The organism is Plantibacter lichenum (genome assembly GCF_050587525.1).
Lineage (GTDB): Bacteria > Actinomycetota > Actinomycetes > Actinomycetales > Microbacteriaceae > Plantibacter.
Genome location: NZ_JBOBFT010000011.1, coordinates 91,673 through 114,100 on the forward strand (window position 1 = coordinate 91,673; position 22,428 = coordinate 114,100).

20 protein-coding genes and 1 pseudogene are annotated in these 22,428 nt (G+C 66.2%); 6 read left to right on the forward strand and 15 right to left on the reverse strand.

Annotated features, from left to right (window positions below; genetic code table 11):
- Positions 1–14: 14 nt before the first annotated feature.
- Complete coding sequence (locus ACQ3HB_RS15390) at positions 15–644, reverse strand: TetR/AcrR family transcriptional regulator (protein ID WP_430921101.1); 630 nt, start codon at positions 642–644, stop codon at positions 15–17.
- Between the two features lie 111 nt (positions 645–755).
- Between ACQ3HB_RS15390 and ACQ3HB_RS15395 the strand changes: the two genes are divergently transcribed.
- Both ACQ3HB_RS15395 and ACQ3HB_RS15400 read left to right on the forward strand, forming a co-directional pair.
- Complete coding sequence (locus tag ACQ3HB_RS15395; RefSeq protein ID WP_430921102.1) at positions 756–1,799, forward strand: medium chain dehydrogenase/reductase family protein; 1,044 nt, start codon at positions 756–758, stop codon at positions 1,797–1,799.
- 101 nt (positions 1,800–1,900) lie between these two features.
- Positions 1,901–2,278 carry a hypothetical protein gene (locus tag ACQ3HB_RS15400; RefSeq protein WP_430921103.1) on the forward strand — a complete coding sequence of 126 codons (378 nt, stop codon included), beginning with the start codon at positions 1,901–1,903 and terminating at the stop codon, positions 2,276–2,278.
- A 34-nt stretch (positions 2,279–2,312) separates the two neighbouring features.
- Here the strand turns inward: ACQ3HB_RS15400 and ACQ3HB_RS15405 are convergent, their stop codons facing one another.
- The 4 genes from ACQ3HB_RS15405 to ACQ3HB_RS15420 all read right to left on the reverse strand — a co-directional run bounded on the left by ACQ3HB_RS15405 (position 2,313) and on the right by ACQ3HB_RS15420 (position 7,536).
- Entirely contained in the window at positions 2,313–4,160 is a 1,848-nt protein-coding gene (locus tag ACQ3HB_RS15405) for a glycoside hydrolase family 2 protein (protein WP_430921105.1), read from the reverse strand.
- A gap of 3 nt (positions 4,161–4,163) precedes the next feature.
- Positions 4,164–5,498 carry an ABC transporter substrate-binding protein gene (locus tag ACQ3HB_RS15410; RefSeq protein ID WP_430921106.1) on the reverse strand — a complete coding sequence of 445 codons (1,335 nt, stop codon included), beginning with the start codon at positions 5,496–5,498 and terminating at the stop codon, positions 4,164–4,166.
- Between the two features lie 120 nt (positions 5,499–5,618).
- Complete coding sequence (locus ACQ3HB_RS15415; RefSeq protein WP_430921107.1) at positions 5,619–6,593, reverse strand: carbohydrate ABC transporter permease; 975 nt, start codon at positions 6,591–6,593, stop codon at positions 5,619–5,621.
- Positions 6,586–7,536 (reverse strand): carbohydrate ABC transporter permease, encoded by a 951-nt coding sequence (locus ACQ3HB_RS15420; RefSeq protein WP_430921108.1) that lies wholly within the window; start codon positions 7,534–7,536, stop codon positions 6,586–6,588. The genes ACQ3HB_RS15415 and ACQ3HB_RS15420 overlap by 8 nt, the downstream gene beginning before the upstream one ends.
- Positions 7,537–7,758: 222 nt before the next feature.
- Here ACQ3HB_RS15420 and ACQ3HB_RS15425 point away from each other — a divergent pair, with 222 nt between their 5' ends.
- On the forward strand, positions 7,759–8,763 hold the full coding sequence (locus ACQ3HB_RS15425; RefSeq protein ID WP_430921110.1) for a LacI family DNA-binding transcriptional regulator: 1,005 nt from the start codon (positions 7,759–7,761) through the stop codon (positions 8,761–8,763).
- Between the two features lie 72 nt (positions 8,764–8,835).
- Here the strand turns inward: ACQ3HB_RS15425 and ACQ3HB_RS15430 are convergent, their stop codons facing one another.
- The 5 genes and pseudogenes from ACQ3HB_RS15430 to ACQ3HB_RS15450 all read right to left on the reverse strand — a co-directional run bounded on the left by ACQ3HB_RS15430 (position 8,836) and on the right by ACQ3HB_RS15450 (position 12,458).
- Entirely contained in the window at positions 8,836–9,978 is a 1,143-nt protein-coding gene (locus tag ACQ3HB_RS15430) for an SIR2 family protein (RefSeq protein ID WP_430921112.1), read from the reverse strand.
- A gap of 74 nt (positions 9,979–10,052) precedes the next feature.
- Positions 10,053–10,484 (reverse strand): SLATT domain-containing protein, encoded by a 432-nt coding sequence (locus ACQ3HB_RS15435; protein WP_430921114.1) that lies wholly within the window; start codon positions 10,482–10,484, stop codon positions 10,053–10,055.
- A 546-nt stretch (positions 10,485–11,030) separates the two neighbouring features.
- The gene (locus ACQ3HB_RS15440; RefSeq protein ID WP_430921116.1) at positions 11,031–11,270 is read right to left on the reverse strand and encodes an MmyB family transcriptional regulator; all 240 of its coding nucleotides are present in this window, start codon (positions 11,268–11,270) and stop codon (positions 11,031–11,033) included.
- A gap of 16 nt (positions 11,271–11,286) precedes the next feature.
- Positions 11,287–11,412: pseudogene (locus tag ACQ3HB_RS15445) on the reverse strand (short chain dehydrogenase); the annotation flags it as partial.
- A gap of 155 nt (positions 11,413–11,567) precedes the next feature.
- Positions 11,568–12,458: a hypothetical protein gene (locus ACQ3HB_RS15450; RefSeq protein WP_430921117.1), complete on the reverse strand. Its 891-nt coding sequence runs from the start codon at positions 12,456–12,458 to the stop codon at positions 11,568–11,570.
- 103 nt (positions 12,459–12,561) lie between these two features.
- Here ACQ3HB_RS15450 and ACQ3HB_RS15455 point away from each other — a divergent pair, with 103 nt between their 5' ends.
- Both ACQ3HB_RS15455 and ACQ3HB_RS15460 read left to right on the forward strand, forming a co-directional pair.
- Positions 12,562–13,197 (forward strand): TetR/AcrR family transcriptional regulator, encoded by a 636-nt coding sequence (locus ACQ3HB_RS15455; protein ID WP_430921118.1) that lies wholly within the window; start codon positions 12,562–12,564, stop codon positions 13,195–13,197.
- Between the two features lie 135 nt (positions 13,198–13,332).
- Positions 13,333–14,187, forward strand: coding sequence for a 3-hydroxyacyl-CoA dehydrogenase (locus ACQ3HB_RS15460; protein ID WP_430921120.1), 855 nt, complete (start codon positions 13,333–13,335; stop codon positions 14,185–14,187).
- 94 nt (positions 14,188–14,281) lie between these two features.
- On the opposite strand, the gene ACQ3HB_RS15465 is transcribed toward ACQ3HB_RS15460, so the two are convergent.
- From ACQ3HB_RS15465 to gabT, 3 genes are all read right to left on the reverse strand, one after another.
- Positions 14,282–15,739, reverse strand: coding sequence for an aldehyde dehydrogenase family protein (locus tag ACQ3HB_RS15465; protein WP_430921122.1), 1,458 nt, complete (start codon positions 15,737–15,739; stop codon positions 14,282–14,284).
- 99 nt (positions 15,740–15,838) lie between these two features.
- Positions 15,839–16,999 carry an acyl-CoA dehydrogenase family protein gene (locus tag ACQ3HB_RS15470; RefSeq protein WP_430921123.1) on the reverse strand — a complete coding sequence of 387 codons (1,161 nt, stop codon included), beginning with the start codon at positions 16,997–16,999 and terminating at the stop codon, positions 15,839–15,841.
- A gap of 37 nt (positions 17,000–17,036) precedes the next feature.
- Positions 17,037–18,407, reverse strand: a complete 1,371-nt coding sequence (gene gabT / locus ACQ3HB_RS15475) for a 4-aminobutyrate--2-oxoglutarate transaminase (protein ID WP_430921124.1) — start codon at positions 18,405–18,407, stop codon at positions 17,037–17,039.
- Between the two features lie 84 nt (positions 18,408–18,491).
- On the opposite strand from gabT, the gene ACQ3HB_RS15480 reads away from it, so the two are divergent.
- Positions 18,492–19,985: a PucR family transcriptional regulator gene (locus ACQ3HB_RS15480; protein ID WP_430921126.1), complete on the forward strand. Its 1,494-nt coding sequence runs from the start codon at positions 18,492–18,494 to the stop codon at positions 19,983–19,985.
- Here ACQ3HB_RS15480 and ACQ3HB_RS15485 read toward each other — a convergent pair.
- Together ACQ3HB_RS15485 and ACQ3HB_RS15490 are read right to left on the reverse strand one after the other, a co-directional pair.
- The gene (locus tag ACQ3HB_RS15485; RefSeq protein WP_430921195.1) at positions 19,982–21,175 is read right to left on the reverse strand and encodes a CaiB/BaiF CoA transferase family protein; all 1,194 of its coding nucleotides are present in this window, start codon (positions 21,173–21,175) and stop codon (positions 19,982–19,984) included. The two genes, ACQ3HB_RS15480 and ACQ3HB_RS15485, sit on opposite strands and share 4 nt — an antisense overlap.
- Before the next feature lie 83 nt (positions 21,176–21,258).
- A complete protein-coding gene (locus ACQ3HB_RS15490; RefSeq protein WP_430921127.1) occupies positions 21,259–22,278 on the reverse strand; it encodes a LacI family DNA-binding transcriptional regulator in 1,020 nt (339 codons plus the stop codon).
- Between the last annotated feature and the right edge of the window lie 150 nt (positions 22,279–22,428).

The following is a 22,428-nucleotide window of genomic DNA, read 5'->3' on the forward strand; positions in this document are numbered from 1 at the left end:
GGTGCGAGCGCCGTCTACCCGTGTTCGCGCAGCCGCACCGCCCGCCGGATCACCTGATCCTCGACGTCCGCCGGCCAGGGGAAGAGCGGTGACGTGCGCTTGAGCTCCGCGTAGCCGTGGAGCGAGATCCAGAGGAGAGCCGCGTCATCGGCGGGGGAGTCGCTGTCGATGACTCCCGCGTCCACGCAGCGCTGGATGACGCCGATGATGACGCGCATCGGCGCCTGTCCGAGGTCGCTCAGATCCGGCGGGACGGTTGCGTTGCGCTGCGCATCGGCCGCATTCCAGACCCCGCCGAACATCAAGCGGTAGCGCTGCGGTCGTTCCCGGGCGAACCGCAGATAGGCGTCGCTCACTGCGCGGAGCTGCGCCGCCGGTTCGAGGTCCGCGCCCACGCTGAGGATCTCGCGGAGCTCCTCGAAGGCCTCCTCGACGATCGCCTGCATGATCTCGTCGCGACTCGTGAAGTGCGTGTAGATGGACGGTGCCGTGATGCCGACCGTGCGCGCGACCGAGCGCAGCGTGACCGATTCCGCTGAGCCGTTCTCGAGCAACTGTCGCGCAGCAGCGATGATCTCGCCGCGGAGCCGTGCGCCCTGTCCTCGCGGATTGCGTGTGCGTTCGATCGTTTCGTCAGTCGCCATACCGACACTTTACACGTGTTTGGTCAACGCGTATGGTTACGCCTGTAAGGTAACGAACGTAAGGCAAGAGCGCGTGGCGATCGAATCGTCGCGCAGATGAGAGGAACCCTCGTGAACACCGGAGTGAACGCCACCAGTGAACGAACCGAGATCGTGCTGCCGGGACGCGTCGAACCCGACGGATTGCTCGTGCGGACCGTGCCGACCGAGCTACCGGCCGCCGGCCACGTCCGGCTGGAGATGGAGGCGACCGGCGTCTCCTTCGCCGAACAGCAAATGAGGCGCGGCAAGTACTACGACCAGCCGCCGTTCCCCTTCGTTCCGGGCTACGACCTGGTCGGGATGGTCCGAGCCACAGGGGCCGGGGTCGACGCCGCGCTCGTCGGCCGTCGATTCGCGGCCGTCACGAAGACGGGCGCGTGGTCGAGCCAGGTCGAGGTCGACGCGGGTGATCTGCTCGCCGTGCCGAACGGCATCGATCCCGTCGACGTCGAGACGCTCACGGTCAACGGCATCACCGCGTGGCAGATGCTCCACGACATCGCTCGCGTCCCCGTCGGCGGAACGATCGTGGTGCTCGGCGCCAACGGAGGCGTCGGGTCGACGCTCGTGCAGCTCGCGAAGCACGCCGGCATCCGCGTGATCGGCACCGCTTCGACCCGCCACCACGAGTACGTCCGCGAACTGGGCGCCGAACCCGTCGACTCGCGCGATCCCGAGCTGTACAAGACCATCCGCGCGCTGGTGCCGGGGGGAGTCGACGCCGTCTTCGATCACGTCGGCGGCGAAGCGCTCCGGTCATCGTGGGCGCTCGTCCGTCCCGGCGGGATCCTCGTGTCCTACGGGAGCGCGTCCACGATGAAGGACGAGGGCAACTCGCAGCTCCCGATGTACCGGCTCTTCGCGCGACTGCTGCTCTGGAACCTCGCACCCAACGGCAAGCGCGCGCACTTCTACAACTTCTGGGCCGGCCGTCGCCGCCCGGCGAGCTTCCGCGCGGCCAAGGGGAGAGCGTTCGATCGAATCGTCGCGCTCCTCGGCAGCGGCCATCTCGTTCCCCAGATCGCCGCGCGCTTCCGTATTGCGGAGGCGACCGAGGCGATGCGTCTGGCCGAGTCCGGGACCGTCACCGGCAAGGTCGTCCTGCTGCCCTGAACGAGCAGCACGACCGCAGCAGCAAACCCGCCACCCCACCGAACCCACTGAACCACCGATCCCACCGATCCCACCCACTCCAGCCAGGAAAGGCACGAACCATGACGCAGAATCAGCTGCACACGTCCTCCGCAACGACCGATGCCGTCGCGCGGACTCGTCCGTCGCGACCCCCGCTCTACCTGTTCATCGCGGCGTGGGCCGTGCTCGTGATGGTCGCCAGCCAATTCTCGATGATCGCCCTCGTTCCGGTCCTCGTCGTCCTGATCGGCAGCTTCACCGATCCACGCGCACGGATCCTGCGCTGGTGGACGAGTGCGCTCGCCGTGGCGTACGCGATCCCGCTCGCGATCCTCAACGTCCGCCCGGACCCCGCCGCGAGCCTCTCGAAGGACATGCATCCCGTGTGGTTCGTCCTCATCTTGCTCGCGGCGGTGGCCCTGCTGGTGAGGATGTACATCCGTCCCGCCAAACGGTAGGTCCAGACCCCGTCAGACGATCCGGAAGTGCCCGTCAGTCGCGGGTCCGCGCCTCGTAGGCCGCCGGAGCGGTCTGGAACGCGCGGATCCGGGACAGCTCGAACTTCGGGTTCCGGTCGAAGTCGAACAGGCCGTTCTGCTCCTGGAACGTGTCGGTGAGCTGCGTGTAGCAGTAGCCGAACATGTTCCGGTCGTCCCGGAGGACCGCGACGAGACCGGCGAACCGGGCGTGGAACTCCTCGATGCCTCCAACGCGTTGGCCGTACCCCCACGAATCGCTGCCGTCGTCCTGCTGGGCGAGTTCAGCGTTCCACCAGATGCCGCCGAACTCGGAGACGAAGAACGGTTGGCCGCCGTAGGGGATCGAGATGTCCCGCTGGTACTCCCTGTTGGTGAACGGTTCCCCGTCGACGAGGCCGCCCTGCTCCTCGGCGAACGCGTCCGGATCCTGCTCATAGGAGTGGACGTCCCACACGTCCACTTCACGGACACGGTGCGAGTACCCGGAGGCATCGATCACGGGCCGGCTCGGGTCGGCGAGCTTCGTGGCCAGGAACATGCCGCGCGTCACGTCGTCGAGCACCGTGATGCGGTCGTGCAACGCCTGGTGGGTCTCGTTGAGCGGGCACCAGCCGATGATCGCCGGGTGGTTCACATCGCGTTCCAGGGCTTCGAGCCACTGCGTGATGAACGACGCGGTCTGGCCCTGGTTGTGGCCGACCGTTCCGGCCCCGGAGACGCCCCAGTCGCCGAACTCGCCCCACACGAGGTACCCGAGGCGGTCCGCGTGGTAGAGGTAGCGCTCCTCGAACACCTTCTGATGCAGCCGGGCTCCGTTGAATCCGGCTTCGAGGCCGAGTTCGATGTCGCGGACGAGCGCCGCGTCGTCGGGTGCCGTCATGAGCGACTCCGGCCAGTACCCCTGGTCGAGCACGAGGCGCTGGAAGACGTGCTCGCCGTTGATCAGGACGGCGGTCCCGTCGATCGCGATGCCGCGGAGACCGGTGTAGCTGGAGACGCGGTCGGTCACGGTTCCGGCGCCGTCACGCACCTCGATCTCGAGGGTGTAGAGGAAGGGGTCCTCAGGACTCCAGAGGCGGACGTCGGCGGCGTCGAGCTGCAGTCGTGTGCTGCCCGCGAGTGCGGTGCCGAGTCCTGCCTCGCCGGTCGCGACGAGCTCGCCGTCCGCGAAGAGCCGCACGGTCGCCGCGGCGCCTCGTGCATTCCGGCTCGGGACGAGTTCGCAGCCGAACGATGTCGAGTCGACGTCGGGGGTGATCCGGAAGCGGCGGAGGTGCAACGGGTCGACCGCCTCCACCCACACCGTCTGCCAGATGCCCGTCGTCCGCGTGTAGTAGCAGTCTGTGTTGCCGTACCAGGTGGCCTGCTTACCGCCGGCCTTCGCTTCATGGCGCGAGTCCCGGGCGCGGACGACGATGGTGATCTCCCGACCCGGCTCGACGTCGCCCAGCTGCACCTGGAACGGGGTGAAGCCGCCGCGATGGCGAACTCCCTCGACGCCGTCGATCCACACCGTCGTGTCGTGGTCGACCGCACCGAAGTGCAGGATCCCGCGCTTACCCACCCAGTCCGCTGGAACGGTGAAGCTCGTCCGGTACCAGACGGCCTCCATGAAGTCGGTGTGCTCGATGCCGGAAGCCGCGGATTCCGGGGCGAAGGGCACGATGATGCGGTCGGTGAGCGGTCGGTCGAGGAGGCCGCGTTCGAGGCCGCTGTCACCGGCGTCGATCTCGAACTCCCACGTGCCGTTGAGGTTGATCCAGCTCTCGCGCACGAGTTGCGGTCGCGGGTACTCCGGCCGTGGCTGCGGAGCGTCGTCCGCGCGGCCGTTGGCGAGTGCGCTGGGGAAGGTGATCGTCATGTGTTACTTGGCTCCCTGTACTGCCTGGGTGAGTTCGGCGACGAACGCTTTCGCCGCCTCCTTCGGGGTGGTCTTCCCGAACTGGACGTCCTGGTTGTATCGGCCGAGGATCTTCTCGCTGTCACCACCGCCGACCGGGGTGATGGCTGGTGCCGGTCCGGACTGCTCGCGGGCGGCCTCGACGATCCCGGACACGATGCGGTCCGTCGGCGTGAAGTCCGGCTCGATGACCTTCTGGAAGTCGGGGTTCGCCGGCATACCGCGCTCGGTGCTGAAGAGTTTGGCGACGCCCGTGTCAGTCGTGAGGAAGTTGACGAGCACTGCCGCTTCGGCCGGGTGCTGGGACTTCGACGAGACCGACCAGTACATCGACGGCTTGAGGTATTGGTATCCCTTCGATGCGTCCTTCGCGGCCGGGATCGGCAGGAGGTCGAGTTTCGCGTCGGGGGCGGCCGCCTGGAACGCGGTGAGCACGGCGCTCGGCTGGAAGGTCATCGCGGTCTTGCCCGTCACGACGTCCATCTGGTCGATCGCGACGCCCGTGCCCTCGGCGAGCTGTGATGCGCTCGGCGCCGCTTCGCTCTCGATCTGGTCGAGCGCGTACTGCCAGTAGCTCGCGACGACGGACTCCTTGAGGATCACGTTGCCGTCCTTGTCGTACACGTCGTTGCCGTGCTGCCTGGCCCACAGCGTCAGGGTCGGCATGTCTCCGCCGAAGGGGGAGATGCCGTGCGCGGCCCCGCCGGAGGCCTTCGTGACTTGGAGGGCGACGTCGTTCAAGTCGCCCCACGTCCACGTGGTCGGGTCGGGGAGCGTGATGCCGTACTGGTCGAGCAGGGTGCGGTTGACGATCACGCCGACGGTGCCGACGCCGATCGGGACCCCGTAGAGCTTGTCCTTGACGCGGCCCTGGTCGAGCACGGCGTCGCCGAGCGCGGAGGTGTCGAGGAACTTCTTCAGCTCGCCGAGGTCTGCGAGTGCACCGCGCTCCGCGTAGGAGGCGAGGTAGAGCTGGTCGAACTGCATGACGTCGGGCGCCTTGCCGCCGGCGACCGTGGTCGCGAGTTTGTCCCAGTAGCCGCCCCACTCGGTCGACTGGCCCTTCACCGTGATGTTCGGGTACTGCTTCTCGAAGAGGTCAATGGCTGCACGGGTGCGCTCGTCGCGAGCGGTGGCTCCCCACCAGTTGAAGGTGATCGTGACGTCCTCGTCACTGAGGGCGGCCGTGTCGCCGCCCGACTTCACGGCGCAGCCACTGAGTGCGAGGGCGCTGATCGCGGTCGCTGCGGCCACTGCCAGGATGCGCGAGCGGGCACGGGATCCGGTTCTGAATTGCATGATGCTCCTTCGGAGGGAATGAATCGGAGGGAATGGGTGGGATGGAGTGCTGGACGGCAGTGCAGAGGACCACGCCGGTCGTCGACACGCGCCGCCGGTCGTCTACTTGCAGCCGCTCGTCTACTTGCCGCCGGTCGTCGCGATGCCCCGGAGGAGGAACCGCTGGCCGAGGAGGAAGGCGAGGAACACGGGCAGGAGCGTGACGACACTCATCGCGAAGAGCGCCCCGTAGTCGGATTGCGACTGGGTGTCGATGAACGAGCGCAGGGCGACGGACGCCGTGTACTTGTCCGGATCGGTCACGAAGATCAGCTGGCCGAAGAAGTCGTTCCACGTCCAGATGAAGGTGAAGATCGCCGTCGTCGCGAGTGCCGGCGTCATGAGCGGGAGCATGATCTGCACGAAGATCCGTACGTGCCCGGCACCGTCGATCCGCGCGGCCTCGTCGAGTTCGCGCGGGATGCCGCGGATGAACTGCACCATTAGGAAGATGAAGAACGCGTCGGTCGCGAGGAATTTCGGGACGATGAGCGGCAGATAGGTGTTGATCCAGTCCAGCTGCGAGAAGATCACGTACTGGGGAATGATCAGCACGTGGATCGGCAGCATCATCGTGACGAGCATCGCCGCGAACGCGAGCCGCTTGAATCGGAAGCGCAGGCGGGCGAATGCATAGGCGGCGAGCGAGCAGGTGAGGACGTTGCCGACGATCGAGCCGACGACGATGATCGCGGAATTCGCGAGGTACGTGCCGAACGGTTGCGCGAGCGCGTTCCAGCCGTTGGTGTAGTTCTCCGCCGCGAAGGTGTTGAGGATGAGCCCCGGGTTGTTGAAGATGTAGCCGTTCGGACGGAGTGAACTCACGACCATCCAGAGCACGGGATAGAGCATGAGCAGGCCGAGCACGATGAGGGCTGCGTGCTTGCCGATGCTGCTGAGTCGCTGCCTGCGGACGAGGGCCGCGCGGGCGGCATCGTTCCGGGCTGCGCGTTCTGTCGGGCTGAGCGCGTCGCCGAGTTGTTCGGCGGGCGCGGCAGCCGCGGTGGCGGTCGGCGTGGCGGGCGTCGTGGCGCTCGTGGTCTGCTGATCAGTCATCGTAGAAAACCCAATACTTCGAGGCCCAGAAATTGATGGCGGTGGCGGCGGCGATGATGATGAGCAGAAGCCACGCGATCGCCGAGGCGTAGCCCATCTGGAAGCTCCCGAAGCCCTTCTGGTACAGGTACAGGGTGATGAAGAGCGTCGAGTCGGACGGCCCGCCGGAACCGCCGGAGACCACGTAGGCCTGCGTGAAGGACTGGAAGGCGCCGATGATGCCGAGCACGAGGTTGAAGAAGATGATCGGGCTGAGCAGGGGGAGCGTGATCGAGCGGAACTGCCGCCAGCGCGTCGCCCCGTCGGTCGAGGCGGCTTCGTAGTACTGCCGGGGAATCTGCCGGAGTCCGGCGAGGAAGATGACCATCGGGGCGCCGAACGTCCACACATGCAGGATGATGAGCGTCGAGAGGGCGGTGTCCGGTTCGGAGATCCAGCCGGGGCCGTCGATGCCGAAGACCGCCAGCAGTGCGTTGACGAGGCCGCTCGATCCGAAGACGAGCCGCCACAGCACGGCGATCGCGACACTGCCGCCGAGGAGCGACGGCAGGTAGAGGACCGAGCGGTAGAAGGAGAGGCCGCGGAGGCCTCGGTCGAGGAGGACCGCGATGGCGAGCGCCATGATGAGCTGCAGCGGCACCGAGACGACCACGTAGGTGAGCGTGACGCCGAGCGACTGGTGGAGTCGGGGATCCTCGAGCATCCGCTGCGCGTTCTCGAGGCCCGTGAAGTTGGGTTCCTGGAGCAGGTTGTAGTCGGTGAACGACAGGTAGAGGGAGACGAGCACGGGGCCGAGGGTGATGGCGAAGAAGCCGATGATCCACGGTGCGAGGAAACCGATGGCCGCCTTGTTGTCTCGGAATTCCGACCGGTCGCGGACGGGTTTCGTTCCGTTCGGGCCCTTGGGGACCTTCAGCGTTCGGAGTTCGTTGAGGGCGCTCATCCGGCCTCCCGGGCGCTCTGCGGTGTTCTCTGGTGCATGCTGCACATCTCCTTCGATGGCTTGTTCCGGTGCGAACCTGAGCTACGGTAGTTGTTTGTGCTACGTAGCACAAGGTTTTGGCAAACGATTGCCGTTCGAGGGCGGTCCGGGATCGATACGCTTGCCGAAGTGCACGACGGATGCTCGGCGTCCGGGTGCTCCAGGCATCCCAGGAGGTGTTCGATGGCCGTGACGGCTCGCGATGTGGCGAAGGTCGCCGGTGTGTCCCAGCGCACGGTGTCCGACGTGGTCAACCTGCCCGGACGTGTCGGCGCCGAGACACGGAAACGCGTGCAGGCCGTGATCGACGAGCTCGGCTACCGCCCCAATCCGCATGCCAGGGGCTTGCGCACCAATCGGACGGGCCTGATCGCCTTCGTGGTCCCAGAGCTCGACATCCCGTACTTCTCCGACCTCGCCAGATCGTTGATCCCCGAGCTGGACAAGCGCTCACTCACGCTCGTCGTTGATCAGACGAACGGCGACCCGGTGCGGGAGCGTGCTGTGCTGTCGGGCGGTTCGGTATCTGCGACGTTCGACGGAGTGCTCCTCAACGCGCTCAGTCTTACCGCTGCCGACATCGAGGAGGCTGCGGCGACGCAGCCGATCGTGCTCCTGGGCGAGGAAGACTACGGCCCAGGCATCGACCAGATCTCGGTCGACGGCGTCGAGGCGGCGTTCGTAGCGACGAAGCACCTCATCGAGACGGGGCGGACGCGCATCGCTGCGATCGGCCGGCAGTCCCGCGCCACGGGTACGACGGCTCAGCGTGAGGCGGGCTTCGTCGCCGCGATGACCGAGGCTGGTCTCGACCCGTTCCGGTATATGGCCAGAGTGGAATACACCCGGGAGAGCGGTGCTGCTGCGATGCGGACGATGCTCGACCGGGAGGATCCGCCGGACGGTGTGTTCTGCTTCAACGACCTGCTCGCGCTCGGCGCCATGCGTGCTGCCTGGGAGCGTGGGCTCGATGTGCCCCGCGACATCGCGTTCGTCGGCTTCGACGACATCGAGGACGGGCGGTACGCGATGCGTTCGCTGTCGTCCATCGCTCCAGACAAAGCGGCCATCGCCCGTCGTGCCGTCGAGATGCTCGCGGATCGCATCTCGGGCGCCACTGGTCCAGGCCGTGCCGAGCGTGCCGGGTTCGACCTCAAGGTCCGCGAGTCCTCTGCGCCGGTGCGCTGAGCTGGTGCTCATTGCGCTGAGTCGGCCGTCGTCGCTCAGAAGACTACGAGAAACGTCGTCATGCTTACTGCATCATTCTTTGGCAAATGAGGCCCATTCGCTAGTCTCCTGTAGTCCATTAGCTCCATCACGATTGATCGTCAGCCAGTCGCTCGAGTCGGCATCTTCGGCATTCCAACCGAAAGCACGCTCGACCTGATGGCGAGTCAGCTCTTCGCCATGCGTGACTATGAGTACGTCTGGCTTCGGGTCGCGTTCAGAGAATTCCTTTCGCAGCATTGCGTTGACCGGTTCGTCTCTGAATGAGTATCCAATGATCATCCACTTGCGCGATTGAGTCAATCCAAATAGAAACGCTTCATAGGCTAAAGAGAAGGGGAATTCCTTGACATGCGCAGATTTATCGCGCTGATTGGCCAATACAATGACCGGCCTGATATCTGTTTTTAGGTCACGCACTGCCTGCCACTGACTGTGGTTACGCAAAAAGTTGGTATCCAGCTTCGCAAAGACGGTCCGATCACCATTGCTCCAGAATGTGAGCGATCCATGTAACTGCAGTAGGCGAACCCTGCGGTTCTGCGCAAATTCCGCCATATTCTTCCGCAACGCTGGCACCTCCGTGGTGGCATCCTGCGCTGTTGAGACTTTAACCTTGACAAACCCATGACCTAAATCCTGAAGATCTGAGGCGCACGTTTCCAAAAGCGCAGATAATAGAAGAGTGTCGTAGTTCAGATTGCCGAAAGTAATCTCACCTGAATATCGGTGGGTGATTGCCTCAACCAACTTGATGAGATTTTTGCTTTCTTCTCTCGTTGCGCGAGATCTCTCGAATATTACTTCCAGGACGTGACTTAGTCCATTATCTCTAACTTGTTGAGCAAACTTGCTCACTCTCTGAATTGCCTGGCGAAGCTCCTCGTCTTGTGGTGATACAAGAAGGGCGAGACGGTCCAGATAGTTCATCGTTGTACTCTCGGCGCCAAATGCTCCCACGAGGACCTCGAAATCGTCGTCTGATACGGTCCCGTGAGGCAGGGCGCGTTCGGCAATCTCCTTCATGGCGGCCACTACATCGCTGCCCTCATCGTTTGTATTGCGCATGCGATCGAGCATGGTTCCGGTAATGACCCGCAAATTCAGATCAGGATTGAAAGCTATCGACAGACCGTTGCCAACAAGCACTGCAATATTTTCAGATGAATCTGGCATTGAACTCCCCAAAGTTCGCTATTGGTTCCTCTTATTTGCAGCATAAAGCTGACGCCAAATGAAATTGATTATGGCTAGTATGTACCGCTTGTCATGCTACCGGATTGACGCTGCTCGATCCACTGGCCGCTAAAGGTGTTCCACACTGCTCTTCTCTGCTTGTCATAGTTCAATATCGTGTTGAAGTCCAGGTTTGTCGCTGGTGTGCTGGCCACGTATATCGCCAGATCTTCTTCTAGCTTGTGCCACTCCGCGAGTGCCTCTTCTGCCATCACCCAACGCGATCGCCAGTTGAAGTACGGTTCAATCGCGCTGGCGGTTGTCACCAAGGCGGAGCAGATAAAACCAAGAGCAGCGAACCCGTCCAGTGTGGCTAGACCAAGTAGCACGGTCGCCGTCGCGGACAGAATGAGTATCAGGAAGCGTACAATCGTGGCACTACGGCTCCAGGATTTTCTCCGCCAGCGGGAGTAGTCGCGATCCTCGTAGAAGCGTTGACGGACCATTGTGGCAAGCTCTATTGCGTTCAGCCCTGGCTCAAGGGCATGAGTGGGTGGCAAGGACGCCGGTCGCCGACCATGTTCAGGGGCGGTCGCTGCATGTACGCGACTTCGGATGCTCACTTATGCCTTCCTAGGGTGTGAAATGTAGATGTTGTGGTTTCAGGCGGGAACGCATTTCGATGCAACCTTACAGCTACGTCTTGTAGGTCATCAACCTCCCTGATCAGTGGACAGAACGATTGGCGTAACTTCTTCGGGAATGCTTGCTCAGGTGGCGCTGAGGATGAAGCCATCCTCGCAACGAACTCTTGATTTGTCGAGGTTTCAGCTGTGTCGATGCCTATGCGGAGGGATTGGGCATGCGTCTGATACTCGTCCTTGTGTTTGCTCTAGGATTTGTCTAGCCTCCCTGGGGCGAGTTTCCCCGAGTCTCTGTGCGACGACACGATCCTTATATGAGGCTATTGCGTCCTGGTGGGCGTGTTCCGAAGACGTGTCTCGGGCGCCCAAAGTTCGGGGCTTGCCGGATTCGAGCTCAAGTTCCGCGAGTCACTGCGCCGTCACGCTGCGCGTCACTCCGACGAAGAGCGGCTGCATGCCGATGACCGCCAAGAGTCGCAGTTTCTCGGCGCTCTCCGTGCCCGGCTCGGACGTGTTCATGAGAAGCGAGTGCGATTGCACCGGATCGTGCAGCACTTGGCAGTCGAGGTCCATCGTGCCGACGCGCGAATGGCTGAACCGTTTGACGTCGTCGAACCGGAGGCTGATCTGCTGGTTGGCCCAGAGCATGCGGAACTTCCCGCTCGACCTCCGCGCCTGCTTGCGCGAGCCTGGTCGCGATCTGGAGGCCGATGCCGTCGCTACCTCCCGCGACGACGGCTCGTCGTCCGGTCAGGTCGGGAATCGTGATGTCGGGTTGTGTGCGTGTCATGTCTCCACTCTCGCCACTCGCCCTCGCTCTATCCAGGGCCTGCCGATCCTATGCTGTGCGCGTTGGACATGCGTGTCGGGTAGTTGCCTGCGGAGTCCGTTCCGTCGATGTCGGACACTGCTCGTCGTCACAGCGCGCGTCTCGTGCCGGAGGGGTTACGAGCGGTCGATCTCGGCGTGCATCGCAAAATGCTGACGTGTGCGTCGGTTCCACGCTGTGCAACGTCTGCCGACGAGGGACGCAACCGCGGCACGCGCGTCCTCGGACGCTGGACGCGTGCCCGCGCGGACTACTCCTGTTCCGTCCACAATGATGTGACGGTGCTCAAAGAGTGCATCGCAACCGAGGCTGCACGCGAGCATCGCGATCCGGTCAAACTGCCAGCGCTCATCATCTGTCAGCGAACTCCGACGCTTGATGTGGGCGGTAACGAGGAGGTTGGCGGGAAGCTCACGACTGCAGATTTCGCACACTGCACCACGCTTTTCGAGCAGGTGCTGTCGAAGGTAGGTCTGTTCGAGTCGTTGATTCACGATCGCCTGCCGAACAGTCTCCCCGCCGCGAGCGTTCATACCTGCGAAAACTCCATCTGGGATCGGCGTGTTTGACTCCTCCAGGAGCATGTTGCCTTGGAGTTGTGTGAGGCTCGACAGATAGCGCTGACCAGGCCGCTCATCGCGGTCGAAAGGACCTCCTGGTGCATAGCCGATGAGCTCGAACGCGCGCTGGAAGCTAATGTCCACATTTCCATTGATGACCTTGACGGGCACGTATCTGCCATCGTTCCTTTGCAGGGGGTCGGGAGTGGAATATGTTTCGGTGCGCTGCATGTGCGTTGCGCTTTCGAGGACCTGACTGACGGCACCTATGCGATTTGATCCATCCACGCGCTTCCCGTAGTGAAACACCACGTCTTGAGGACTCAGCTGATCGATCCTGGCTCGATCAATGGGGTATCGACCATCGACCCTTCGTACAGTCCACAGTGATCCCTCGCTAACCGCCGCTTCGTAATTCCTCGTTTGTGTGGCCCACCAGAAATTCATGAGGCGAGCTTATTGGTCGTCCCACCAACTTTGGTAACCTTCTCGACATACCGAGAAAACTGAGTAGACTCATTAATGAGGAAACTCAGTCAGGAGGCGCATCGTGAGCGAAGCAACGACCGGTGACATCGGGCGGCGCGACCGCAACATGCGCGACAAGCGTGAGCGGATCTTCAACGCTGCGGCGGAGCTGTTCGCCGAGCGGGGGTTCGCCGCCGTCTCGACCCAGCAGGTGTCCGAGCGAGCCGACGTCGCGGCAGGAACCCTGTTCCGCTACGCCTCGTCCAAAGGGGAGCTGCTCCTCATGGTCTACAACGACGAGTTCCGCGAAGCCCTGGACCTCGGTGAGGCGCGCGCGGCGGAACAGACGGACGTCGTCGAATCGATCGTCCAGATGGTCCTGCCGATCATCGACCGCGTTCAGGTGAATCCGGAGAACAGCCAGGTCTACCAGCGTGAACTGATCTTCGGACCGGCCACTGAGCAGTTCCGTGCGGACGGGCTCGCGATCGTCGCACACCTCGAGGCCCGCATCGCATCACGGCTACTCGACGAGGCCCGCAGGCGGAATCCGGAAACGGACGAGCGCCGTGCGGCCCTTGCGAGCAGCGGTGTGTTCGCGATCGTCCACCTGGCCGTCGTCCGGTCGTCGATGGGAACGGCATCGGATACCGACCCGGTCGAGGATCTCCGCATCCAGGTCGGCCAGATAGTAGCCGGGTACTTCGCGCAACCTTAGGCCGCCACCCGCCGCGGCGCCGTCCGCCACAACTCCACAAACCCCAACCCACACCTCACTCGACGAGCGCCGCCACAGGGCACAACCCGCAGGCGCGCGTCATCAGGCACAACCCGACAGAAAGAGAGAGCACCGATGAGCACCATCAAGAACGTGACCGTCCTCGGCACAGGAGTCCTGGGATCGCAGATCGCGTTCCAGACCGCGTACAGCGGCTTCCAGGTCACCGCGTACGACATCAACGACGACGTGATCGCCGCCGCGAAGGAACGGTTCGCCGGCCTCGCGAACACCTACACGTCCGAGGTCGATGGAGCCGCCGACGGCAAGGCGGACGCAGCGCTCGCCCGCGTCACCTACTCGTCCGACCTCGCCGCAGCCGTCGCTGACGCTGACCTCATCATCGAGGCGATCCCCGAGGTCCTCGAGCTCAAGCGCACCACCTACGAGTCGCTCAGCACCCTGGCCCCCGAGAAGACGATCTTCGCGACCAACTCCTCGACGCTCCTCCCGAGCGACATGAAGGCGTTCACCGGGCGCCCCGAGAAGTTCCTGGCGCTCCACTTCGCGAACCACGTGTGGAAGTACAACACGGCCGAGGTCATGGGCACGGAGGAGACGGACCCCGCCGTGTTCGACACGGTCGTCGAGTTCGCCGGCGAGATCGGCATGGTCCCGATCCCGATCCACAAGGAGAAGGCCGGCTACGTGCTCAACTCGCTCCTCGTTCCGTTCCTCAACGCGGGTCTCGCTCTCGCCGCAGGCGGGTACTCCGAGCCGAAGGACATCGATGAGGTGTGGCGGATCGGCACGGGCGCTCCCATGGGACCGTTCCAGATCTATGACGTCGTCGGCCTCATGACGCCGTACAACATCCTCGTGAACGGTGGCGAGAAGGACCAGCAGCTGGCCGCTTGGCTCAAGGAGAACTACCTCGACCATGGCAAGCTCGGCGCCGCATCCGGTGAGGGCTTCTACAGCTACAAGTAATCGCGACAGCTGCATACCGGCACACACAGAATGGGCCCGACCTCACACGAGGTCGGGCCCGTTCTCGCGCAGCCCCGCTGGCTCACACCTCAGCTCAGGCGTCGCCGCCGCGCAGGTAGACGGTCGTCGTCTCGGTGAAGAAGTCGCGGGCGACACCACCCTGCTCCTTGGGGCCGAGACCGCTGCCCTTCGTCCCGCCGAAGGGGACGTGCGGGTCGGCACCGGCCGACTCCGAATTGACGTGCAGAACACCGACGCGGACATCATCGATCGCCGCGAGAGCCCGCCCGAGATCTCGCGTGAACACAGCGGCGGACAGACCGTACTCGCTGTCGTTCACGAGGTCCATCGCGTGATCGGTGCTCGTGGCACGACGGATGCCGACGACCGGACCGAAGAGCTCCCGACGCCAGAGCTCGTCCGGTCCGCCCTCCGCCAACGCGAAGACGGTCGGTGCGATGAAGTGCCCGTCGGCGAGGAGACCTGACTCGTACGCCTCGGGGAGGACGATCGGTTGGACGCCCTCCGAGACCGCCCGGGACACGGCGGCCTGCAGGTTCGACTTCGCGCGACCGTCGATGACCGGCCCCATGTCGGAGGCCGGATCGATCGATTCGCCGACGACGATGGCACGGGCCCGCGCGGCGAAACGCTCGATGAACTCGTCCGCGACGGCATCGTGCACGACCACACGGGAGGTCGCCGTGCACTTCTGGCCCGTCGCACGGAATGCTCCGAGCGCGACCTGCTCGACGGCCAGGTCGAGATCGGCGTCGGCGAGCACGACGGACGCGTTCTTGCCGCCCATCTCGCCCTGGAACGGCACGCCACGCCCGGCGAGCTCCGCCGCGATGCCGCGACCCACCGCCGTCGAGCCGGTGAAGGTGACGGCATCGACCCGCGGGTGCGAGACGAGCGCCTGACCGACCGAGGGCGAACCGATGACGAGCGACAGGACGCCTGGCGGGAGTCCAGCCTCCTCGAGCGCCTGGGCGAAGCGCATCGCGAGCAACGGAACGACGGACGCGGGCTTCCACACGACCGTGTTGCCCGTGACGAGGGCCGGCGCGATCTTCCATACCGGGATCGCGATCGGGAAGTTGAACGGGGTGATGACGGCGATCACGCCCACGGGACGCCGGACGACGAGGATCCGCTCGCCGCGCCGCGACGACGCGAACAGTTCGCCCTGCTCGCGCTCCGACTCGTGGGCGAAGTAGCGCAGGATCTCAGCCGAACGGAAGACCTCGCCGCGCCCCTCGACGAGCGTCTTGCCCTCCTCTCGGGAGAGCTCCTCGCCCCAGTCGGGGATGTGCCGTTCGACGATCGCTGCCGCGCGCAGCAGCACGGCGGCGCGTTCCTGTGCCGGCGTCGCGGCCCAGACCTTGCCTGCGCGGGCTGCGGCGGTGATGGCGCGTTCGACGTCCGGTGTCGTCGCGGCGCGACCCGAGGCGACGATGTCGTCCGGGCGGCTCGGATTCTCGTCGATGATCTCCTCGCCGGCGCCTTCGATCCAGGATCCGTCGATGAAGTGGAGCAGTGGTGTGGTCATGGGCCTACCTGTCTGTGCGGTGAGCGGAACGGAGGGAGGGCGGAACTGTGGGGGAGCGGGGAGTGTGGGGAGGTGCGGGGAGGCGCTGGGGCGTCCCGCCTACCGGAACGCGGCGATGCCGGTGAGATGCTGGCCGAGCACGAGCGTGTGGACCTCGTCGGTGCCCTCGTAGGTGCGCACCGATTCGAGGTTCGCGGCGTGCCGGAGCGGCGAGTACTCGGCCGTGATGCCGTTGCCGCCGAGGATCGTGCGTGCTTCGCGGGCGATGCGGATCGCCTCGCGCGTGTTGTTGAGCTTCCCGGCGGAGATCTGGTGCGGTTCGAGCGCGCCGGCGTCCTTCAACCGGCCGAGGTGGAGGGCGAGGAGCGTGCCCTTGCCGATCTCGAGCGCCATGTCGACGAGCTTCTGCTGCGTGAGCTGGAACGAGGCGATCGGCCGGTTGAACTGGAGGCGACGACCCGAGTACTCGAGCGCAGTCTCGTAGCTGTCGCGGGCGGCGCCGAGGACGCCCCAGACGATGCCGTACCGCGCTTCGTTCAGACAGGAGAACGGGCCGCGGAGACCCGTGACGCCCGGCAGGACCGCGTCGGCAGGCAGACGGACGTCGACGAGGTCGATGTCGCACTGGATGGAGGCGCGCATCGAGAGCTTCTGCGGGATCGGCGTCGCCGTGAAGCCGGGAGTGTCGGTGGGGACGACGAAGCCGCGTACGCCCTCGTCGGTGCGCGCCCAGATGATCGCGACGTCGGCGATGGACGCGAGCCCGATCCACCGCTTGGCGCCGTTGAGCACCCAGTCGTCGCCGTCCCGCGCGGCGAACGTCGTCATGCTCGACGGGTCGGAGCCCGAATCGGGCTCCGTGAGGCCGAAGCAGCCGATGGCCTCGCCCGCGGCCATGCGCGGCAGCCACTGCTGCTTCTGTTCCTCCGAACCGTGCTTGTGGATCGCGCTCATCGCGAGCGAGCCCTGCACGGACACGAAGGTGCGGAGTCCGGAGTCGCCCGCTTCGAGCTCCATCGCGGCGATCCCGTATTCCACGGCCGAGCGCCCGGCGCAGCCGTAGCCCTGCAGGTGCATGCCGAGGAGTCCCAGCTCGGCGAGCTCCGGGATGATCTCGGTGGGGAACACGGCGCGGTCGTACCAGTCGGCGATCGAGGGGCGGATGCGACGGTCGACGAACTCCCGCACCTGGGCCCGCAGGGCGAGTTCCTGCTCGCTCAGGAGCGAATCGATGGACAGCAGGTCTGCTGACTCGGTCATGGCTGGTTCCTCTCGGGTGGGTTGGGTTCGGTGGTCGTCACGCCGCTGCCGCAGCGCGAATCTCGTCGGCGAGGATCGCGAGCCCGCTCCGAAGCAGGTCGATGTCGATGAGGAGCGGCGGGAGCAGGCGGATGACGTTGCCGTGCGTGCCGCAGCTGAGCACGAGTGCGCCGCGCTGGTGGCAGGCCGCGACGACCCGCTGCGCGAGGTCGGGACGAGGCGCGAGGGTCCCTGCATCGGCGAATTCGATCGCCATCATGGCGCCGCGCCCGCGGACCTCTGCGACGACATCGAGTTCGCTGGCGAGTGGATCGAGTGCGTCGCGGACGGCTGCTTCGATCCGCCCGACGTTCACGAGCGTCTCGGTGTCCTCGAGGATCTCGAACACGGCGATGGCGGCTTCGCACGCGAGCGGGTTGCCGGCGTAGGTGCCGCCGAGCCCGCCCACGTGGACGGCGTTGACGATCTCCGCTCGACCCGTGACCGCGCTGATCGGCAGGCCGCCGCCGAGCGCTTTCGCGGTGAGGATCAGGTCGGGAACGATACCCTCGTGCTCTGCTGCGAAGAGCGTGCCGGTTCTGCCGAGCCCGGCCTGGATCTCGTCGAGCACGAACACGATGCCGTGTGCGTCGGCGATCCTCCTGAGACCGGCGAGGAAGCCTGGGGCTGGAACGATGAAGCCGCCCTCTCCCTGGACGGGTTCGACGACCATCGCTGCGAAGCCGTCGGATCCGTGCTCGGCGATGATGCGCTCGGCGGCGGCGAGGGCGTCTGCGACCGCCTCGTCCGGGCCGTTGGACCGCAGCGGGTTGGCGTTCGGTGCGCGGACGACCTCGACGGGGAACGGCCCGAACGACGTCTTGTACGGGTGCTCCTTCGCGGTCATCGACATCGTGAGGAGGGATCGGCCGTGATAGGCCTCGTCGAACACCAGGACGCCTGTGCGGCCCGTGTACGCGCGAGCGATCTTCACGGCGTTCTCGACCGCTTCAGCTCCCGTCGTGAACAGGGCGGTCCGTTTCTCGAAGTCGCCGGGCGTGTGCGCGTTCAGCCATTCGCCGACGCGGACGAACGATTCGTACTCGGTCACCATGAAGCACGTGTGGGTGAAGCGTTCGAGCTGTGCGGCGACCCGTGCGCGCACCTTCGGGTGGTTGGCGCCGACGCTCGTCACGGCGATGCCGGAGGCCAGATCGACGAAGCGGTTGCCGTCGACGTCCTCGATGATGCCGCCCTCTGCGCATTCGACGAACACCGGAAGGGTGATGCCGAATCCATCGGCGATGTGGCTCCGGCGTTCCGTATGCAGGGCCGTCGAGCGCGGGCCGGGGACGGCGGTCGTCACGGCGATGGACTGCGGAACGGAGTACGGAGCGGTCGAGGGAGTGGTGAGAGCAACGGCGGTCATGGCCTCACCCTAGGACGGAGCGTCAGACCCATCATTGGATGTTTCATCCATCATGCCGAAGCGATTCGGCTAGCGTGGTCATCCATGGTGACCCTCCTGCAGTTGTCCGCCCGGCTCGGACCCGCGCTCCAGACCGGCACGGGCGCGCCGCCGCCCGCCGCGGTCGTCTCCGGCGTGCACCTGTCCGAACTCGCCGACCCCAGCCCGTACCTCGAAGGCGGCGAGCTCCTGCTCACCACCGGCATCCCGCTCCACGGCGGCGCCGATCGGATCGCGGCCTACGTCGCACGCCTCGTCGACGCCGGTGTGGCCGGCCTCGTCGTGGGGCTCGGCGAAGGGCTCGACACCGTGCCGCGGGACGTCGTCGAGCAGTGCTCCGCCGTCGCGCTCCCCGTCCTCCACGTGCCGGACGGTGTGCCCTTCCAGCGGGTGACGCGGGCGTTCTGGGACCTCGTGGGGGAGAGCGGCCGGGCCGGAGTGCTCGAGCAGCTCGGCACCCAGACGCGCCTCGCGCGTGCCGCAGGAGAGGACGATGCGCTGCGGCGCATCGTGGAGATCCTCGGACAGTCGCTCGGCGGCTGGGCGGCCTACCTGCCGCTCGATGATGCCGAGGAGACCGTGTTCTGGCCCGATTCGCTCAGCGGGATCGCTCCGCAGCTGCGTCCGGAGGTGGAGCGCCTGTTCGGCTCGGCGGGGTTCGCGGCCGCGACCTTCCAGGCCGAGGGGCGCGATGTCATCGGCTATCCGATCTCGACGAGGGCCGGCACGACGGGCGCGCTCGTCGTCGGTGCGGGGCGCGCTCCGAGCCGCACCGACAAGCAGCTCGTCCTCACGGCGCAGGCCCTGCTGGGGGCTGCGCTGCGCTCGCGCGACGGCTGTCGTCCGGACGGTGAGTCGACCGATGCGACGACACCGGGACGGCTCTGCGCGAGGCTGCTCGTCGACGGTCACGTCGAGGCCGCGCGCCTGCTCGCCGGCGAAGTCGGCGTCACGCTCCCGGCGCGGGTTCGGGTGACCGCGCGGTCGCTCGACGACGCCGGACACGGTGCGGAAGCGGTCAGAGCGGTGCCCGCCCATGCCCTCGTCACCGAGCTCGACGGTGTCCGCTTCATGCTGCATGACGCGGACGTGGTCGCTGAGGCCGCCGTGCACGCATCTGCACATGCCACTGCACACGCTTCTGCCCTCGCCGACGTGCCCTCCGTCGCCCTCGCCGGTGTCCGCGACGCCTGCTGGCGGCTCGCGGCACTCCTGACCGGTCCGGCAGCGCATCCGGCCGGCGAACTCGGGCTCAGCCGCGCGCTGCAGCGGGTCGCGGAACTGCAGGCATACGACCGCGCGCCACTCGTCGAGACGGTGCGCGAGTACATCAGGACCGGACGCAGCTGGGAGGACACGTCCCGCCTGCTGGGCGTGCACCGGAACACCGTGCGGCATCGGATCGACCTCGTGGAGCGGCTGCTCGACGTGAGCTTGGACGATCCGGACGTCGGTGCGGAACTGTGGCTCGTGCTACGGATGGATGCCGAGGAGACGGGTGAGACGGGTTCGGAGTCGCCGGAGGCCGGCCCGCTCTAGCGCAGCCAGTCGCGCACGCGTGCACCGTCCGCGTCCAGTGCGGGCGGTGCCTGGCGGGGGACCGGGAACGACGGCGTCCACGAGATGGCGTTGCGCACCTGACGGCCGACGACCTCGCCCGTGTCGTCGAGCACCTCGATGACGGGTTCGAGGCCGAGTTCCGCCGCGAACGCGAGCCCGGTGGGGATGTCGGCGACGACGCCGACCGGCACGCCGACCGCGGTGAGACGACGCTGCCACGATTCCGCGGAGTCCGAGGCGAGTGCGGCTTCGAGCGCCGCCACGAGCTCGACGCGATGTCCGACGCGCTCGCGATTCGTGGCGAACCGGGCATCATCGGCGAGTGCGGGAATGTCCAACGCCGTGACGAGGGCGCGGAACTGGCCGTCGTTGCCGCACGCGACGGCGAGCGGCTCATCGGCGCACGCGAGCAGTTGGTACGGGGCGATCGACGGGTGCACGTTGCCGAGGCGCGTCGGATTCACGGCGGCGCCGAGGTGGGCCGCCGCCTGATTGACGAGCGAGCCCTGGAGACTCGACAGCAGATTGACCTCCACGTGCGAGCCGTGGCCGGTCCGTTCGCGGCGCTGGAGGGCTGCGAGGATCGCGATGACGGCGTCCTTGCCCGTCAGGACGTCGACGAGGGCGACGCCGGCCTTCATCGGATCGCCGTCCTGCTCACCCGTGATGTGCATCAGTCCGCCGACGGCCTGGACGACGAAGTCGTAGCCGGGCAACGATGCCCCTGCGCCGGAGCCGAACCCGCTGATCGACGCGGACACGAGCCGCGGATTCGTTGCGCTCAGCTCCTCGTGCCCGAGTCCCAGCCGTTCGAGGGTGCCCGGGCGGAAGTTCTCGATGAGCACGTCGGCGCGCAGGGCGAGCTCGCGGGCCGTCGCGAGGTCCTCCGGGTCGGTCAGGTCGAGTGCGATCGACTGCTTGTTGCGGTTCACGCTCTCGAAGTAGGTCGCGCCGCGCTCGCCGTACGGCGGACCCCAGGCGCGCGTGTCGTCGCCTGTGCCCGGTCGCTCCACCTTGACGACCGTGGCACCGAGGTCCGCGAGCGTCATCGCGGCCAGCGGGCCGGCGAGCACGCGCGAGAAGTCGGCGACGAGCACCCCGGCGAGCGGCGCGGCATCGGTGGGTGGCGCAGCATCGGTCGACGGTGCAGCAGCGGGTTCGGCGGCAATGGCGTTCACCTGCCGGACACTACTCGCGCTCGCTCACCCGAGGGTTGTCCGATCCGTCCAGGACGGTCGTTCGAATCGAACGGTCAGACCCGCCCCGAACCGATCCGCGCCGCCGTCGACTCGCGGTCGACGATCGTGAGCGGGTACTCGATCTCCGTGCCGGTGGGGGAGCGGCCGTCGATGAGGTCGAAGAGCAGCGAGGCGCAGGCGATCCCCGCGTCCCGAGGGCGCAGGTCGATCGCCGTGACGGTCGGTTGGACGTGGGAGAGACTGAGGCTGTCGACGCACGATACGACGACGATGTCCTCACCTGGCACCCGACCGCGCTCGCGGAGCAGTGTGGTCACCTCGACGGCGCTCGCGTCAGGGGCGCACACGATCGCATCGATGTCGGGGTGCTCGTCGAGCAGGCGTTCGGCAGCCGCCCGGACCTGCACGTTGAGCGCCTCGAACGGCACGGTTCCGACGATCGGCTCCACGCCGCGAGACTCGCAGCCGGCGCGGAAGGACCGCGCGAGCTGAGCGGTCCAGTCGGTGTCGTCGGCCGCGACGATGAGGGCCGGCCGCGTCGCCCCCGTGGCGTCGACGCGGCCGAGGAGCTCCGTCATCGCCCGCTCGTGCGCGGACCAGACGAGCCCGTCCGGCCCCTGTTCGACGCCGATGACGTGCTCGAGCGAGACCACGGGGACGGGGTAGCCGAGGAGCACGGGCAGCGACGGGTCGCCGCGGCGAGGGTCGCCGATGATGATGCCGTCGGCGCGGATGGCGCGATCGCGGCGCTGGTGCTCGGTCGGGCTGACGATCGTCACGTCGTAGTCGTGCAGGGCGGCTTCGCCCACGATGCCGAACACGACGGCCATGTAGTACGGGGAGCGGGAGAGGATCTCCGGCAGGACGACGGCGATCGTCCCCGTCGCGCCCTTCCGGAGGTACTGGGCTGCCGAGTTCGGCGCGTAGCCGAGTTCGCGTGCGGCCGCGAGCACGGTCTCCCGCGTCGCCTCCGAGACGCGGCCGCCGCCGCTCAGGGCGTCCGACGCCGTGGTCTTGGCGACGCCGGCGAGGCGCGCGACATCGATGAGTTTGGCCGGTCCCCGCTCCTGCATGTCGCGAGTCTAGCCGCATGGTTGCCGGAACGATCCGGTCCGCCGGCGCTTCTGCTGCCGAGGGGTCGCGAATTGTGGGTGCGCGGCGCGAACACCCGCACGTTGCGACCCCTCGGCAGATTTGGTCTTGCCGGATCGGGTGGCGCGTTG